This is a genomic window from Roseovarius pacificus (genome assembly GCF_900142665.1).
Classification (GTDB): Bacteria; Pseudomonadota; Alphaproteobacteria; order Rhodobacterales; family Rhodobacteraceae; genus Roseovarius; species Roseovarius pacificus.
In genome coordinates this window covers 51,565-65,522 of sequence record NZ_FRBR01000016.1, presented here as the reverse complement: position 1 = coordinate 65,522, position 13,958 = coordinate 51,565, and the positions used below count along the sequence as shown (strand labels likewise).

The window sequence follows — 13,958 nt, the reverse complement described above, 5'->3', positions numbered from 1 at the left end:
GATCTCCCTGGCGGTTGCCGCCGCCGGTTGGGTGGGTGGATGTTCACCCGGAGATTACGCCGCCTTCAAATTTCCACCAACTCCGAGACACGACCTGTATCGCCTCCTCTATGGAAAGGGCGAAACTGGACTGTCATTCGTACTCGCCAGTGACCCGAACGGAAAAGGTGGCGGCCACGTGTTTCGGTTTAATCGTTTCCCTGTCGCCGAAATATAGACAAGATTCACGTTTCTTCGTCCTCCACATCCTCCGAAACCTCCTGCCGCAGCTTCGCCCCCTGGGCCAGGCGTCGACCGAGAGCCGAGATGAATGCCTCGTAACGCTCCCCAGCCTTTGCCCGCGCTGCCTTGGCTGCGGGTTCCGGCAGAGCCGGTGTTGTCGCAAGCCAGAAACGGATGAACACCGCGAGGCTTTCAACGGAGATCCCGACATCGCGTTCCAGTCGGGTGATCCGCCGGTCGATATGATCCAGGCGCCTCGCAAGAACCGCTTCGCGCCGTTCTGCGTCATCCGGAGAGAGGAAGGATGCGATCGCGGCCTCGGCCACCATCGACTGGGATCGATCACGCCGGGCGGCGAAGTCTGCAAGCATCTGCATTACCTCGGGATCGAGGTAGACCGAAATCTTCGTCTTCTTGCGGCTGGTGGTCATGATCAAAGCTCCATGCCGTCATCGGGGTTGAGGGAGACCTGCCGCGCGACACCGCGCATCTGCTGCAGGATGCGGCGATTGCGGATGGCGCCATCCTCCTCATCCTCGGGTGGATCGAATTCAAACTCGTTCTCGATGGGGGTCTGCCTGTCGACCGGTTTAGGCTGCGTCAGCTCCGGCTGAAGACGGCGCCCCGACACTGTCGGGTCCTCACTCTCCGGGCCCGTCTCGGATACTGGCTCCAACTCGTCGTTCTGCGTTGGGACGGCCAGACTGCTCCAGTCATCCTTCCCGGTCGCGCCTACATCCCCCAGGTCGGGCGGCGGCAAGACCCGCTCGGTAAACCGCGTATCTTCATAATACCGCGCTTTCGTCGCCCGGATCGGTGGTGTGCCGGCCACCATGACGATCTCATCGGACGGCGGCAGTTGCATGATTTCTCCGGGCGTGAGCAACGCCCGTGCGGTCTCCGATCGGGACACCATGAGATGGCTGAGCCAGGGCGCCAGACGGTGGCCGGCATAGTTCTTCATCGCCTTCATCTCGGTAGCGGTGCCGAGAGCGTCGGATACCCGCTTCGCCGTGCGCTCATCATTGGTCGCGAAGCTCACCCGGACATGGCAATTGTCGAGGATCGAGTTGTTCGGACCGTAGGCCTTCTCGATCTGGTTCAGCGACTGGGCGATGAGGAAGCTCTTCAGCCCGTAGCCCGCCATGAAGGCCAGCGCACTCTCGAAGAAATCCAACCGGCCGAGCGCCGGGAACTCGTCAAGCATCAGAAGCAGCCGATGACGATGATCCTTGCCCTGCAGGTCTTCGGTCAGGCGTCGGCCGATTTGGTTGAGGATCAGGCGGATGAGTGGCTTGGTGCGATTGATGTCAGATGGCGGCACCACGAGATACAGCGTAACGGGACGCACTCCCCCGACAATGTCACCGATCCGCCAGTCGCAGCGGCGCGTGACCTGGGCGACGACAGGGTCGCGATAGAGCCCAAGGAAAGACATCGCCGTCGACAGCACACCCGAGCGTTCATTCTCGGACTTGTTGAGCAACTCGCGGGCAGCACTGGCGACCACGGGATGCGGCCCCGCCCCGCCCAGATGTGACGTCCGCATCATCGCGCGGAGTGTGGACTCCACGGGGCGCCGCGGGTCGGACAGGAAGTTAGCGACACCGGCCAGCGTCTTGTCCTTCTCGGCATAGAGGACGTGCAGGATCGCCCCGACGAGCAGGCTGTGGCTGGTCTTCTCCCAGTGGTTCCGCCGCTCCAGGCTCCCCTCGGGGTCGACGAGGATGTCGGCGATGTTCTGGACATCGCGAACCTCCCACTCACCGCGGCGCACTTCCAGCAGGGGGTTGTAGGCCGAGGAGTTCGGATTGGTCGGATCGAAGAGGAGGACCCGACCGTGCCGGGCGCGGAACCCGGCGGTCAACTGCCAGTTCTCGCCCTTGATGTCATGAACGATGGCCGACCCGGGCCAGGTGAGAAGAGACGGTACGACGAGCCCTACCCCCTTGCCGGATCGCGTCGGGGCGAAGCAGAGCACATGCTCTGGCCCATCGTGGCGCAGGTAGTCCCGCTCATAGCGACCGAGGACCACGCCATCCGGGTCAAGTAGTCCAGCCGCCTTCACCTCGCCCTTCTCGGCCCATCGGGCTGATCCATAGGTCGCAACGTTGCGGGCCTCACGGGCACGCCAGACCGACATGGCGATGGCCACACCGATGGCGATGAAGCCCCCCGAGGCAGCGATAATCCCGCCAGTCGCGAAGATCGGCGGCGCGTAGGCCTCATAGAAATACCACCACCAGAAGATGGCCGGTGGATAGTAGACGGGCGTCCCGAACAGCACGAACCAGGGCGGGCCCAGCTGTGCCTGATAGCCGAGGCTCGCGGCCACGTATTGCGTCGCGCCCCAGGTGGTGGCCAGAATGATGAGGAAGACGATAGAGATCTGCCCCCAGAGAATCTTGGTCGCGGACATGACTGTCGCTCCTTTCCGGTGTGTTGATCAGAGGCCGAGGCCGCGCTTACGGCCAAAGTCCCAGTCCACTCCGCCGTCCCCGCGCGCGACGCCGGTGACATCCCGGCCGAGATGCTTTTCGAGAGACGGAGACCAAGGCACGAGCTGGAACCCGAGCGCGCCGTCGGCGCCATAGCCCTCGATCATGGCAAAACGGCCCGAAGCCAGCGCGAGACGCTGGCGATAGATACCGCTCACGTAGTCACCCGGATCCGCCTTGTTGAACGGCAACCCGGTTTCCTCCGAGAGCTGCGTGCCAACCGCCTGCAACTCCCGGTCGCGCAAGGTTCCGAGCAGGCGCCGGGCAAAGACCACCCTGCCGTCCCGCCGCTCTCCTAGCCCTTCCGAGACCAGGTGCTCGGCCCGGGCTTCCAGGGCCTGCCGGACCTCGGCACCGAAGCCCTGGTCCGACAAGGCGAGCGGGTCGCGCGCGATGGCCTGCCGGTCGAGCCAGGTGGCCCCGGACGCGGTGACCTGAGTAGCAAGTTCGAGGTCGGACCGGACCGCCAGCGCGACGCGACGCTGGCCGCGCGCATCGTCGTAGGAGCGGAGTTCCACGATCGAGCCGGCGGCGCTGTCGCCGGCGGCGTCGAGATGGGGCAGACGGATATGGTGGCTCCGGCCATCGACACCATCGACGACGGCATAGGCTGTTCCCTTCAGCTCGTCATCGAGGCCCCGCTCGACCAGACGACCGATGACGGGAACATCGAGGCTCTCAGCGGCAAGGACGTAACTCGAGGACCCGCGCTCGATCCCCCGGTCCGTAAGTGCCCGATGCATCCGCTTGATGATGTCGCCACGCTCCCCCATCTCGCGCAGGACCGCTTCGGCATCGTCCCTGATGTGCCATTGCGACTGTCCGATCTGGTCGGCGACGCCGAGCATTTCCAGCCGGCGCAGACGCCCGACCTTCAGTGTGTGAAACGCATCCGGCTGCCGATCCGCATCCGGCGCCATGTCGAGGATGCGCGAACGCCCCGCGTCCCGCAGCAACTGACGATCGAGTTGCGTCCAGCGCTCGGCCCCGATCTGTCGCTCAAGCGTCCGGCGAATGTCGAGATCGCTGCGCGGGCCCAGTTCCTGAGTGATGAGATCCCGTGCCCTGTCGCGCATCCCCTCCTTGATGTAGTCCCGCGAGATCACGAGATCCTGGCCGTCGTCGCGGACACCCCGAACGATCAGGTGGACATGCGGGTGGGCGGTGTTCCAGTGATCGACGCCGACCCAGTCAAGAGACGTGCCGAGATCCTGTTCCATCCGTGCGACGAGATCGCGGGTAAAGGATTGCAGGTCAGAAATGTCCGGCGCGTCGTCGGGTGAGACGATGAAGCGGAAATGATGACGGTCATCGCGACATCGCTCGGCAAAGGCCCGGCCATCGGCATCCTCCGTTTCCGGACCGAAGAGCCTGGCCTTCTCCCCGTCCCGGGTCACGCCGTCCCGGCGCAGGTAATCGAGGTGGGCCCCGAGAGGCGCGGACGTCCCGCTGTGCCGCACCACACGCGCCTTGACCACCGCGCCGCGTGTGCGGGCGGTAATGAGGCGGTTGGCCTGAATACTGGCGCGTTGGCCGCGCCCGAAGCGGGACCGATTGCCAGGGGTGACGCGCCCCGCTCGCGAGACCCCACCCCCGGCCTTTTTTGCCGCAGCAAGGGCCTGTGCGATGAAGGGCCGTGCCTGCTGCGCCCGTGTCGAACGGATACCCCCCGGGCGGATGCGGAACTCGCGATCATCGGGCATGGGAAATCCCCGCACTGTGCGAAACAGGAAACATTTTCAGAAACTTAGGCACATCTCGCACGCTGCGCGCACGCGCCATACGGTGCGGAACGCAGCAAAAACATGAACAAAAACAACCGCCCAACCGCCGCGCACCGTGCGCCCTTTTATCCTGCCATCCTTCGGTCGTGGTGCCCGCCTCCACCGCCTGCCCCCTCAAAAGCACGCCAGAGTACGATGGAGCGCGAAGTGCGATCTCCCGGGTCATGGCTGGACCTCACCAGTCTCCCGCTGGACAAAGAGGCCCTCAGGCTGCGGGGTGATGCCCGCCTGTGGCACCGCCGGGACGGGTGAAACAGCGCCGCCGAGCGTCCGATGAGGCGACACAGGATCAGTCGCAGACGTCCCGTCGTCGCGGCTGATGAAGATCGCCGCCTCACGCCAATCGAGCGGCCGGACTGCAGTGATAGCGGTGCCCGATGGCCGCTCGCCAAGCAGAACGGGTGCAAGCGCAGCGACGTAGGCGCGCGTCTCGGCCGGCAACGGACGATCCGCCAGGCGGTATTCATCGTAGCGGGCGGGACCGGCGTTATAGGCGGCCAGCATCGCTGCGACATTGCCATAGCGGTCCCACATCTCGCGCAGATAGGCCGTGCCCGCGAGGATGTTGTCACGCGGCTCAAAAGGGTCTCGGCCGAGGCCATGACGGATGCGCAGCCCGGCCCAGGTGTCGGGCATGACCTGCATCAGCCCCATCGCGCCAGCAGAAGAAACCGCACGCAGATCGCCCGCGCTCTCTGCCCGCATCACGGCCATGATCCATGTCGTCGGTATGCCGAAGCGCTGCGATGCCTCGGTGACCTGGGCGGCGTAGGGATGTGCGTCGATTGCGTGTTCGGGCACACCGGTTTGCGCCAAGAGCAGCTGCGTGGCGGTGACCGGGAGGAAGAGGCCGGAAAGAAAAAGGAGGAGCATGCGGCGGCAGATGCCACCTCTCCCCGAGGCGGGACGGGTGCAGGACATGATCATGGTCAGTCCTGCTCATCGCGCTTCTTCGGGCGGGTCCAGTGCAGCCCCCAGTCCCTGCCCTCCTCATCCGACTGGAACAGGCGGGCGCGGATCGGATGCCGGAAAACCGGATCATCGAGCAGGACCGAAACGAACGCCCCTGCGGTTTCGCCAGTGTGTTTCCAGCCCGCGCCAACCTCCGGGCCCTCCTCGTCACCGAGGTGGATGCGATAGGCGGGAGCTTTCTCGGAATCGACATTGTCGGTGGGAACAAAGGTCAGTTCCAGGTCGAGCGAGAGCGTGCGAAGCTGTCCGGAATAGCCGGACGGGGTGCGTGTGAATTGGCCGATCTGTGGCATTGAAGGTTCCTTCCTCATGAGGTGAATGGGAGGCAGGCCGCTGGCACGTCCCGCCATAAACGCGCGTCACCGCTCCGGCGCGCGCCAGACGAGGCGGCCATCGCCACCCTCGTCGGTGAACAGTGGACTGGCCCGGCCGATCACTGCCGAGGTGGGGAACGGACCGAAGTAGCGGCCATCGAAGCTGTCAGAGACCGCCGGGTTCATCAGGAAGACCTCGCCCTCTACGATGGTGCGGCAGCCCTGCCAGACAGGAAGAGCGCGGCCCTGGCTGTCGCGCTCTCGCGCCTCCCCCAGGTGTCTGCCATCGACGGAGATCGCGGGGCCGTCCCGGCAGACCCGTTGTCCCGGCAGCCCGATGACGTGCTTCAGGATCGGCACATCGCGACCGACATAGCCGCGCGCGACCATGAAACCCGCAAAGGGTTCGCGCGGCATGACCACGACCAGATCTGGCACCGCGAGCCGGTCCACCGGCGCGATGGCGTAGAGACCAATCGGCACGCTGGCCGAGGCGTTCCAGACCAGCCGTGGCGCAGCCGGAATGCTGCCGGCGATGACGGTGGCGAGCGCCGCGACCGTCGCCATGATGTAGCGGGCACGGGTCATTTTCCGATCTCCCGACGGCGGAGCCATGCGGCATGGCGTTCCGCCGTATAGGGTCGCGGCGCTTCGCCCGCCTTCATCCAGTGGGCGACATGGCGCCAGTGATCGGGATCGACGTCGGCGGCATCGATGCCGAGACTCTCGATTGCATCGACATAGCGGAGGACCTTCTCGACTTTGGGCCAGCCTTCGATCTTCAACAAAATCTCGCCACCGGGACGTACGAAGGGCAGCGTCTGATAGGAGTTGCCAGCCGCGATCGCGCGCACAATGTCGAGGCACGAGAGGACGGTTCCATAGTCACTCGCCGCCCAGCGAACGAAGGCGAAGACAGAACCCGGCATGAAGAAGACCACACGTCGGCTGCGGTTCAGGACCTGCTCCCCTGCCCCATTGCCGAACCGGATCCAGAACTCGGTCTGCTTCTCCAGCCAGATCAATTCGACGCGGGTCATACCATCGAAGCTGAGCGACGAAGCCTCAATCGCGGATGATTTGCCGGGTCTCAGAATGACACTCATCACCGATCTCCCGGTAGATCGAGTGGAAGGCGTGCCAAGACGTGGCGACTGACCGTGTCGGAGGCGGGGCTGTCCCGGAACGATCCGGCAGCGCCAGGCATGCTCAATGCGTCCGGTTTCTCAGCCTTTCGAAGGCCCCCGGCTGCGCTGCGGATGATGTTCTCCACATCATCTGCGCGCTCTTCAAAGTTAGAGTCTTCGTTAGATTCTAAGTTAAGGGCGCGATTTCCACTTTTACTTCTGTGCGTTACACCCTGTTTGGGTTCCTGATAGCACGAGACCCCGGTTCCTGATGGCACGATAGTCGGGGTTCCCGATAGCACGAGCCCATTCACAGGTTTTCCACAGCACGGCGCAGGCTCGAAGGCCAGCAGCTTGCGGCCACCAACTTCAGTTTCGAGAAAGAGCGTGTAGCCTGGCAGCGGCTGCCGCCGGATGATGTCGCGAAGCTCGAAGACAAACCGCTTGAAGGGCGACAGTGCCCCGGACTTCTGGTGAAGATGGTGGAAGTCGAAACGCCAGCCATCCCGCTGCCGGCCACCGTGCTTGCGAACCAGGCGATAGAGCCAACGGTCGAGTCCGCCGGTCAGGTCGAAATACGCCCGGTCGATGGTGAGGATCAGCGCATTGTCGAGTACCGCCTGGTAAAACCAGTCGGGCACGATCAGCTCGATACCATCCGGCCGCCCGTCCCTGTCGCTGCGCTCCTGCCATTCGTTGATCCAGGAGAAGCGGTGCCGGCGTCCTTCAGCCGGCTGCCGGATCGAAGTGGAGATCGTTGTCGACTGCAGACGATCCAGCGCCGCCTTCAGGCGCTGGTAATCCCGCGCACTGGTTCCGCGACCGACATAGGTGAGGATCTCATATGGGGTGGCGGCCATCAGCCGGGACGTGCGCAGTCCAGCGTCACGCGCCTCGACGATCTGACTCGCCACCCAGATCAGGATGTCGGCATCCCAGATCGTGGCCATACCGTGATCGGGAACCGCTTCGACCCGGATGCTGACGCTGCCAGCGGCAAAGTCGATCGGTGCGACCCGTTTCGACTTGGCGAGAGAAAAGAAGGGGTAGGCCATGAGGTCCTGCGCATCTCTGGGGGCGAAATCCCCGGGCAGCGCGCGGAACAGATCGAGCTGCCCGCGCTCGGAACGGGGTCTGCGTCCATCGGTCATGAAGGTGTCGCCCCCGCGTCAGCGCACGAATCGGCCGGGCTGCGGGAGGTTGGCGAGCGTGCGGCGTTTCGCCGGCAGCACTTGCCCGCGCGGGTCGGATGTCGAGGTGACGGCGCCGCGTCCGACCCAGGCCTGCAGGTCCTCGATCGCATAGACCACGCGTCCGCCCAGCTTGTGGTAGGCGGGACCGGTGCCATAGGTCCGGTGCTTCTCCAGCGTCCGAGCCGACAGGCTGAGGAAATGCGCGGCTTCCTTGGTGCGCAGATAGCGCGGGGGAAGTTCGGTTGAGATGGCGGACATCGGGCGTCTCCCTGCTGTGTGTGACCAGTGCCGCGAAACAGCGGCGGATGACGGTCATGATGGCGAAGCGCGTCTCGTCAGATGCAGTGGGGATTTGGCAGGGGTAAATTCGCACACCGCGGCGCGGGATCGCCGACCTAGAGGCGGCGCTGGTGACGCAGGAGCTTGCGATAGCCGCCGGCGATCAGGTCACGCCCCTCACGAAGGAGACTGGAGACGGCAAAACGGGCTGAGGAGACCTGCCATTCATCGCGGTCCAGGCGACCGGTACGGAACAGCACATCGGCGATCTGCTTCTGGGTCGCGCCGTCGAAGGCGGCGTCGGAGGCCTGGAGGACACGCCGCAGGCGCGCTTTCTGCTGCGCGGTCAGGCGGGTGTCGCGCGGGATTGAACGACGTCGATGCTGGTCCGCCAGAAGCCGCTGGATCGCTTCGATGCGATCAAGGCCCTCGGGGCCGAGAGGAACAGTGGCAACAAGCCGTCCACAGTGCTTCAGAGGAGCAACGAGATGCAGGTATGTTCCGTCCGGCAACCTGTGCCGCAGGTGCTTGCCAATGGGGGATGCCCTGCCCTTCGGGGCGACTATCTCACCGCCGGGAGTATCAGTCTCTCCGGCGAGTGCCCCGGGGGCAACCGCGAGGATCACGGCGCTGGTATCGATTTCGGGGCGCCAGAATATCTCTGCGACAGTCGCGGTCAGACCGGGGCGAACCGGGAAAGCACAGACCCCATCGACGGCCGACCTGATCCCTCAGGTCAGCCCTGTCAGGTGGTCCCCCTGCAAGCTCTGCATAGTCATGTTGATATTCGGGATTGCGACGCAGGCATTCCCAGCCGAGTTCCGGCGCGGCCAGATCATCGAGATAGTCATAGGCCGCCTGGTTACGCCAATTCGAGCGGTCGGGTTGCATGGCATCGCCTCTCCCCTGGGTTGATCTCAGGAAAAGGATTCCGAGAGATCAATCACTTGGGAAGTCCGCCGCAAGGCATCAGGTGATGCGTGGGACGCATCACCTTCTCAGTTGGTTCGCCCCGCCGCCAATTGCCGGTAGCCTTCGGAACTCAGCCAGTGTGCGCGTTCAAGATGGGCGTCGTGGACCAGGCGCGCCCGCTCCGGCTCTTTCTGCGCATCGAGGCCAAGGATGATCTGCGCCGCCTCCTGCCAGCTCGCGCCCTCGCCCGCAGCATCGAGCAAACGCATATACTGCGCCATGTGGCGACGGTCATAGTCCGTCACCACGGCCCCCTGCGGCGGCACATCCTGCAAGCTGCTGATCGTCACACGCATCCCCACTGCGGCTTCTGTACATTCCTAGCACAGAAGGTTGACGTTTTCGTGAGCACGGCAATAGCGCAATTCCGTTCACCACGAAACCTGCCGGAATAGTCAGCTCTTAGCGACGGCCTTCGCCTGCACATGCATCACTCCAATCCCCTGGTCGGAGTTCAGGAGCAGAATGCCATTCGCTTCGAAAGCCCGTCGAACCTGATCGCGCGTGGTCTCATAGACCTCCAGCCCGCTTTCGGACTCGAGGCGTTTGAGTGCGGTCAAAGATACCCGGGCCTCATCCGCAAGCTGCTCCTGTGTCCAGCCAAGAAGCGCCCGCGCCGCCCGTGATTGTCGGGCGGTGATCATGCAGATCACCTCCCATCCGGCCCGGCGCGCACGCCAGAACTACGACTATTATAGTCGCATTCCTAGGCTGAACCAAGTTAATTGAGGCGAGATATCAAAGGGAAGACCGAAACACGGAAAAACTGATTCGTTCGCGCTTCGACGGTGGAGGCACGCGAAAGTGGCGGGTTGCACTCTTTTAGAACAACTCTAAAGTGGTCGCCAATCACAAGCGCCTTGATGCGCTTTTACGCAAGCCCAACATCCCGAAACTCAAATCGGCGATGGAGCCAGCATTTTGAGAACGGGCTTTCGACATGCACAACACAATTCCCCGCAAGGTAAACAGCGCAACGATCGGCCTCGCGCTCATGGCATCGGCGTCATTGATCGTCCCGATTGTGGACGGCATCGCGAAGCTGCTGGGAGAAACGCTGTCGCCCCTGCTGGTCGCCTGGGCAAGATATGCGGCGGCAACACTTGTCGTCTTGCCGATCGCTCTCGCGGCGCGGGGCCGAAGAGTCTTTCCACGACAGGGCATTACCATGCAGTTCTTGCGAACGCTTTGCCTGGTCTTCGCGATGACCCTCTTCTTCGTCTCATTACAATGGACGACCCTCGCCGCCGCCATTGCGGCCTACTTTTCCGGGCCCATCGTCGCCATGCTGCTGTCGGTTCTGTTCCTCAATGAACGGCTGACCATCGCGAAAGGCACGAGCCTCGTCCTTGCGGTCTTTGGCGCCTTGATCGTGCTGCAACCGTTCGGCGGTGGCAGTCTGGGCGCAGGCATCGCTCTCTTGGCCGGATGCTTTCATGGCGTTTACCTCGTCGTCACCAAGCTCTCCGCGTCCCGCAGCGACTCCCTTCAGACGCTGTGCTTTCAATGCCTTGTCGGAACGCTTCTGCTCAGCCCGCAAGCGGCCCTCACATTTGAAGTACCCTCCGTTGACCTGCTTTGGTTGATCCTGTCCATGGGGGCCATCTCCGCCCTCGCCCACTTCCTGACCATTCAGGCCTTTCGTTATGCAGAGGCCAGTAGCTTGTCTCCGCTGGTCTATCTGGAACTCGTTGGCGCGATCGCATTCGGTGCCGCGGTATTCGGCGATCTTCCCGGCCCAGCAACACTCATCGGCGGCACCCTGATCGCACTGTCAGGCCTGATGTTGCACAGATCGGAAACGGCGCGCGATTGACTAGATCGCGCGCGGACTTCGGGGGCCTGCGCCCTGACGGTCAGCGCCACGACACGCCCGCGCGTTGCAATTGGCAAGGGTCACCCTACTTCGAAGGAGCCCGCATCGGCAGGGACAGGGTAATAGTTCCCCTTACTGGCGACATAGATGTGCTTGCCGATGCGCAGTCCATTGGTGACATCCAGGCACCCCGCCGCGATCCCGATCCCACGTTCACCGTTCATGCGGTAGAATAGGCTGGAACCACATTTGGCGCAGAACCCGCGTTTTGCCGTCTCTGACGAGGCATACCACCGAAGCCCTGAATCTTGCGTGAAGGTCAAGTCGTCGAACGCCGCATGCGTCGAGGCCCAAAGATGTCCACTGGTCCGGCGGCACTGACTGCAATGGCAGACTGTGACGGTCTCCCGAACGTGTTTAACCTCGAAGGCCACCCCGCCGCATTCACATCTGCCCGTCAGCATTTCAATTTTCCCGGTCATCGCCAAGCACCTTTCTCATGATGGGCCGCGTGTCGGATCGCCGGGCGACCTCGGCAAACCCTGCCTGCCGGAACGTTCCCACGAACCCCGTCCAGGCATAGACCGACGGGTATTTCTGGCGCGGCGTGTCGATTGGGTAACCCTCGATAATGGTTGCGCCGCGGCTGTGCGCCCAGTCCACGGCCGCGTTCAGAAGTTTGAGCGAGAGGCCAGTGCGCCTGAACCGCTTGGCGATGAAAAAAGCAAAACGGACCAGACATCCAGTTCAGCCACCGGCTTGAGTACCCGTGAGGAGGCAAGACGCGGAAACAAGGCCCCGCGATCGATCTGGATCCAGCCAATGACGTCCGCGCCCGCCTTGGCGACAAGCCCGGGGGCCTCGCCCTTATCGAACAGTGCCTTCATCGCCGGCCGGTTTCCTTCGCCTTTCCCAGCCTCCATCTCCTCGGCCGTGCGCCGCCACAACATGCACCAGCAGCCGCCGCAGCCCCCTTTCTCACCCATGAGGGCTTCGAAATCAGCCCAGATTGCGGGCCGGATCTCTATCGCATTTGCGGTTTCAAAAGATGAGACCATGTCCGCACTCCCTTTTTTTCCTTTGCCTCGGCACTCTATGAACCGGCTTGTCTCTGGTCACGCAGGATGTTGAAGACGCCACTTGCGATGATGATCGCCGCGCCGAGAAATGTCATCGCGCCCGGACTCTCGCGCCAGATGAGCCAGCCGAAAAGCGTGGCCCAGAGAAGGGCGGTGTAATCCAGCGGCGCCACCACGACCGAAGGAGCGAGGCGGAAGGCCTGCGTCATCATCGTCATCCCGGCGGTGCCGAACAAGGCAATGGCGGCGAACAGCCACAGATCGCCCAATCTGACGGGAACCCAGACGAACGGCACGATCAGCGCACTCAGCAACGCCCCCGCCCCGGTCAGATACACGAGCAGGGTCCACACGCTTTCACGGGGGTCGACCCAACGGGCGCTCAGCATCAACAGGGCATAGACGAGTGCCGTCGCGACGGGCAGCAGCGCGATGAGCTGAAACGTCGCCGCTCCGGGGTGGATGATCACGAGCACCCCAAGGAACCCCGCCAGTACAGCCAACCAGCGCCGCCAACCGACCTCCTCCCCCAGGAAGAGGGACGAAATCAAGATAATGAAAAACGGGGCAACGAAGATCAACGCGGTGGCTTCGGCCAACCCGAGATAGATGAAACTCGTGAAGAACATCATTGTTGCGACGACCCAGAGCGCACCGCGCATCAGATGCGTAACGGGCCGGTACGAGCGCAGGGCCGACGGGCCGCCCATGACCAACGCAATGACTATGGTGATCGGCAGGGCGATCACATTGCGCAGGAACAGGATCTGCAGTGGCGAATAGCCGGAGGTCAATGTCTTCGCAATCGCGTCATTGGCGCTCAGACAGGCCACCCCCACACACATCAGCAGGATGCTTTGTGTGTAGGACCCCTGCGCACCGGACGTCGTATTACTCATTGTCATCCTCCCCGACAGTGCCTGCCCCTGCAAAAACGCCGTCCCATGGCATGCTCTGAGCCAGCTATCTGCGTTGACCGAACGATGCGAAGGATAGTCTATCCAAGATTTTGGGAATTCTCTTTGCTATGTTGCTACAAAACCCTCGACAACCAGCATGATGCAGCTAACCAACGCAAGAGGGAGGAATGAACCATGCACGATATTGACGAGATGGACCGGCGCATCCTGCGCGTCATGCAGGCAGATGGAGCGCTCTCGGTCACAGACATCGCCGACCGGATCGGGCTCTCTCAATCGCCGTGTTCGCGGCGCGTTTCCCGGCTCACCGAACAAGGGATCATTCTTGGCAAGACGGTGCTCCTAGACAGGAAGAAGCTCGGCTTCAACGCAATCATCCTGGTCCGGATTAAACTTACGTCGCACGGTCGCAAGTCGTTTGAGAAGTTCCAGCAGGCCGTGTTGCGCATTCCCGAGGTTCAGGTCGTTCAACTCATGCTCGGCGATTACGATTTCAACGTCCGCGTTGTGGTGCGCGACATGGATCATTTCCACGCCCTTTTGCGCGACCAGATCGTCTTGCTCCCCGGGGTTCACGAAATCCAGAGCTCCGTGCTACTGGATGAGCTGAAATACACGACGCAACTCCCGCTGTGAATGCAGCTCCTCCTTATGCGACAAGCCTGAAACGTCCCCAAGGGGATCTGCAAACTGCCTCGTGCGGCCGCCCGCTGCACAGTTGTAAAGCCGCCCTTTTCTCGACGCTGGAGCGGACCCGCGCACTGGTTTCCGACGGTCGGCGG

General features: G+C 63.0%; 19 protein-coding genes and 1 pseudogene. 3 read left to right on the top strand and 17 right to left on the bottom strand.

The window, feature by feature from the left end; genetic code table 11:
• Positions 1–217: pseudogene (locus BUB53_RS23260) on the top strand (hypothetical protein); the annotation flags it as partial.
• A 7-nt stretch (positions 218–224) separates the two neighbouring features.
• On the opposite strand, the gene BUB53_RS19100 reads toward BUB53_RS23260, so the two are convergent.
• The 13 genes from BUB53_RS19100 to BUB53_RS19045 form a co-directional block, all read right to left on the bottom strand.
• Entirely contained in the window at positions 225–653 is a 429-nt protein-coding gene (locus BUB53_RS19100) for a CopG family transcriptional regulator (protein ID WP_073037154.1), read from the bottom strand.
• Positions 654–655: 2 nt separating this feature from the next.
• Entirely contained in the window at positions 656–2,641 is a 1,986-nt protein-coding gene (locus BUB53_RS19095) for a conjugal transfer protein TraG (protein WP_073037152.1), read from the bottom strand.
• Between the two features lie 27 nt (positions 2,642–2,668).
• A complete protein-coding gene (locus BUB53_RS19090; RefSeq protein WP_073037151.1) occupies positions 2,669–4,423 on the bottom strand; it encodes a relaxase/mobilization nuclease domain-containing protein in 1,755 nt (584 codons plus the stop codon).
• Positions 4,424–4,666: 243 nt separating this feature from the next.
• On the bottom strand, positions 4,667–5,431 hold the full coding sequence (locus BUB53_RS19085; protein ID WP_073037149.1) for a lytic transglycosylase domain-containing protein: 765 nt from the start codon (positions 5,429–5,431) through the stop codon (positions 4,667–4,669).
• A 2-nt stretch (positions 5,432–5,433) separates the two neighbouring features.
• Positions 5,434–5,769, bottom strand: a complete 336-nt coding sequence (locus BUB53_RS19080) for a DUF736 domain-containing protein (RefSeq protein ID WP_073037147.1) — start codon at positions 5,767–5,769, stop codon at positions 5,434–5,436.
• Between the two features lie 66 nt (positions 5,770–5,835).
• Positions 5,836–6,378, bottom strand: a complete 543-nt coding sequence (locus BUB53_RS19075) for a S26 family signal peptidase (protein WP_073037145.1) — start codon at positions 6,376–6,378, stop codon at positions 5,836–5,838.
• Positions 6,375–6,896: a DUF2840 domain-containing protein gene (locus BUB53_RS19070; protein ID WP_073037143.1), complete on the bottom strand. Its 522-nt coding sequence runs from the start codon at positions 6,894–6,896 to the stop codon at positions 6,375–6,377. The genes BUB53_RS19075 and BUB53_RS19070 overlap by 4 nt, the downstream gene beginning before the upstream one ends.
• Positions 6,896–8,068, bottom strand: coding sequence for a replication initiator protein A (locus BUB53_RS19065; RefSeq protein WP_073037140.1), 1,173 nt, complete (start codon positions 8,066–8,068; stop codon positions 6,896–6,898). The genes BUB53_RS19070 and BUB53_RS19065 overlap by 1 nt, the downstream gene beginning before the upstream one ends.
• A gap of 18 nt (positions 8,069–8,086) precedes the next feature.
• On the bottom strand, positions 8,087–8,368 hold the full coding sequence (locus BUB53_RS19060; RefSeq protein WP_011747831.1) for a helix-turn-helix transcriptional regulator: 282 nt from the start codon (positions 8,366–8,368) through the stop codon (positions 8,087–8,089).
• A 137-nt stretch (positions 8,369–8,505) separates the two neighbouring features.
• Positions 8,506–8,901, bottom strand: coding sequence for a DUF2285 domain-containing protein (locus BUB53_RS19055; RefSeq protein ID WP_084729342.1), 396 nt, complete (start codon positions 8,899–8,901; stop codon positions 8,506–8,508).
• A gap of 70 nt (positions 8,902–8,971) precedes the next feature.
• The gene (locus tag BUB53_RS23520; protein ID WP_373285799.1) at positions 8,972–9,280 is read right to left on the bottom strand and encodes a transcriptional regulator domain-containing protein; all 309 of its coding nucleotides are present in this window, start codon (positions 9,278–9,280) and stop codon (positions 8,972–8,974) included.
• 107 nt (positions 9,281–9,387) lie between these two features.
• Complete coding sequence (locus tag BUB53_RS19050; RefSeq protein ID WP_073037136.1) at positions 9,388–9,657, bottom strand: DNA -binding domain-containing protein; 270 nt, start codon at positions 9,655–9,657, stop codon at positions 9,388–9,390.
• A gap of 99 nt (positions 9,658–9,756) precedes the next feature.
• Complete coding sequence (locus tag BUB53_RS19045) at positions 9,757–10,005, bottom strand: helix-turn-helix domain-containing protein (RefSeq protein ID WP_021120486.1); 249 nt, start codon at positions 10,003–10,005, stop codon at positions 9,757–9,759.
• Between the two features lie 296 nt (positions 10,006–10,301).
• Between BUB53_RS19045 and BUB53_RS19040 the strand changes: the two genes are divergently transcribed.
• The gene (locus BUB53_RS19040; RefSeq protein WP_073037134.1) at positions 10,302–11,177 is read left to right on the top strand and encodes a DMT family transporter; all 876 of its coding nucleotides are present in this window, start codon (positions 10,302–10,304) and stop codon (positions 11,175–11,177) included.
• Between the two features lie 80 nt (positions 11,178–11,257).
• On the opposite strand, the gene BUB53_RS19035 is transcribed toward BUB53_RS19040, so the two are convergent.
• From BUB53_RS19035 to BUB53_RS19025, 4 genes are read right to left on the bottom strand one after another with little or no spacing between them, the layout of a single operon-like run.
• Positions 11,258–11,659, bottom strand: a complete 402-nt coding sequence (locus BUB53_RS19035) for a GFA family protein (protein ID WP_084729338.1) — start codon at positions 11,657–11,659, stop codon at positions 11,258–11,260.
• Positions 11,643–11,840: a hypothetical protein gene (locus tag BUB53_RS23060; protein ID WP_200797826.1), complete on the bottom strand. Its 198-nt coding sequence runs from the start codon at positions 11,838–11,840 to the stop codon at positions 11,643–11,645. The genes BUB53_RS19035 and BUB53_RS23060 overlap by 17 nt, the downstream gene beginning before the upstream one ends.
• Before the next feature lie 8 nt (positions 11,841–11,848).
• On the bottom strand, positions 11,849–12,235 hold the full coding sequence (locus BUB53_RS23055) for a hypothetical protein (RefSeq protein WP_200797825.1): 387 nt from the start codon (positions 12,233–12,235) through the stop codon (positions 11,849–11,851).
• Between the two features lie 35 nt (positions 12,236–12,270).
• Positions 12,271–13,155 carry a DMT family transporter gene (locus tag BUB53_RS19025; RefSeq protein WP_073037130.1) on the bottom strand — a complete coding sequence of 295 codons (885 nt, stop codon included), beginning with the start codon at positions 13,153–13,155 and terminating at the stop codon, positions 12,271–12,273.
• Between the two features lie 195 nt (positions 13,156–13,350).
• On the opposite strand from BUB53_RS19025, the gene BUB53_RS19020 reads away from it, so the two are divergent.
• Positions 13,351–13,812, top strand: a complete 462-nt coding sequence (locus BUB53_RS19020) for an Lrp/AsnC family transcriptional regulator (RefSeq protein ID WP_073037128.1) — start codon at positions 13,351–13,353, stop codon at positions 13,810–13,812.
• The last annotated feature ends 146 nt before the right edge of the window (positions 13,813–13,958 follow it).

What these genes read in the sequence shown, in the direction of transcription:
- BUB53_RS19100 (WP_073037154.1), bottom strand. Translation starts at nt 653, where the DNA reads ATGACCACCAGCCGCAAGAAGACGAAGATTTCGGTCTACCTCGATCCC.
- BUB53_RS19095 (WP_073037152.1), bottom strand. Translation starts at nt 2,641, where the DNA reads ATGTCCGCGACCAAGATTCTCTGGGGGCAGATCTCTATCGTCTTCCTC.
- BUB53_RS19090 (WP_073037151.1), bottom strand. Translation starts at nt 4,423, where the DNA reads ATGCCCGATGATCGCGAGTTCCGCATCCGCCCGGGGGGTATCCGTTCG.
- BUB53_RS19085 (WP_073037149.1), bottom strand. Translation starts at nt 5,431, where the DNA reads ATGATCATGTCCTGCACCCGTCCCGCCTCGGGGAGAGGTGGCATCTGC.
- BUB53_RS19080 (WP_073037147.1), bottom strand. Translation starts at nt 5,769, where the DNA reads ATGCCACAGATCGGCCAATTCACACGCACCCCGTCCGGCTATTCCGGA.
- BUB53_RS19075 (WP_073037145.1), bottom strand. Translation starts at nt 6,378, where the DNA reads ATGACCCGTGCCCGCTACATCATGGCGACGGTCGCGGCGCTCGCCACC.
- BUB53_RS19070 (WP_073037143.1), bottom strand. Translation starts at nt 6,896, where the DNA reads ATGAGTGTCATTCTGAGACCCGGCAAATCATCCGCGATTGAGGCTTCG.
- BUB53_RS19065 (WP_073037140.1), bottom strand. Translation starts at nt 8,068, where the DNA reads ATGACCGATGGACGCAGACCCCGTTCCGAGCGCGGGCAGCTCGATCTG.
- BUB53_RS19060 (WP_011747831.1), bottom strand. Translation starts at nt 8,368, where the DNA reads ATGTCCGCCATCTCAACCGAACTTCCCCCGCGCTATCTGCGCACCAAG.
- BUB53_RS23520 (WP_373285799.1), bottom strand. Translation starts at nt 9,280, where the DNA reads ATGCAACCCGACCGCTCGAATTGGCGTAACCAGGCGGCCTATGACTAT.
- BUB53_RS19050 (WP_073037136.1), bottom strand. Translation starts at nt 9,657, where the DNA reads ATGCGTGTGACGATCAGCAGCTTGCAGGATGTGCCGCCGCAGGGGGCC.
- BUB53_RS19045 (WP_021120486.1), bottom strand. Translation starts at nt 10,005, where the DNA reads ATGATCACCGCCCGACAATCACGGGCGGCGCGGGCGCTTCTTGGCTGG.
- BUB53_RS19040 (WP_073037134.1), top strand. Translation starts at nt 10,302, where the DNA reads ATGCACAACACAATTCCCCGCAAGGTAAACAGCGCAACGATCGGCCTC.
- BUB53_RS19035 (WP_084729338.1), bottom strand. Translation starts at nt 11,659, where the DNA reads ATGACCGGGAAAATTGAAATGCTGACGGGCAGATGTGAATGCGGCGGG.
- BUB53_RS23055 (WP_200797825.1), bottom strand. Translation starts at nt 12,235, where the DNA reads ATGGTCTCATCTTTTGAAACCGCAAATGCGATAGAGATCCGGCCCGCA.
- BUB53_RS19025 (WP_073037130.1), bottom strand. Translation starts at nt 13,155, where the DNA reads ATGAGTAATACGACGTCCGGTGCGCAGGGGTCCTACACACAAAGCATC.
- BUB53_RS19020 (WP_073037128.1), top strand. Translation starts at nt 13,351, where the DNA reads ATGCACGATATTGACGAGATGGACCGGCGCATCCTGCGCGTCATGCAG.